The sequence below is a fragment of the Virgibacillus sp. GM2-2 genome (assembly GCF_055329585.1).
Genome location: NZ_JBUZWC010000091.1, coordinates 1 through 266, shown reverse-complemented (window position 1 = coordinate 266; position 266 = coordinate 1). Strand labels below are relative to the sequence as shown.

Annotated in this window: 1 protein-coding gene; it reads right to left on the bottom strand. The window is 57.5% G+C overall.

What is annotated here, in order from left to right:
• Nucleotides 1–266 (bottom strand): hypothetical protein (locus ACY9Z2_RS19095; RefSeq protein WP_463611258.1); only part of this gene is annotated, 266 nt, incomplete at both ends.

Genomic DNA, 266 nt, shown 5'->3' with positions numbered 1-266 from the left:
CGATATTCACATCGCCGGAAGACTTCGCCAGTTTCAATGCGCCGGCCACATCCCAGTCGCCGCTTCCCATGACCGACACATTGTGGTTGCCTCCGACTGTTTCCTCGCGGTTGCTCTTGCAGCCGATGTAAAGATTCTCACCGGCGAGAAGTGACAGGTCTTTGGCCGACGCGATGTAAATATCACCTTTTTCCGAATCCATCAGAACCGCGCTTCCCGCGCCGTCCTGCATGAGGATTCGCCGCTTGCCGGATGTGGCGTCGAGC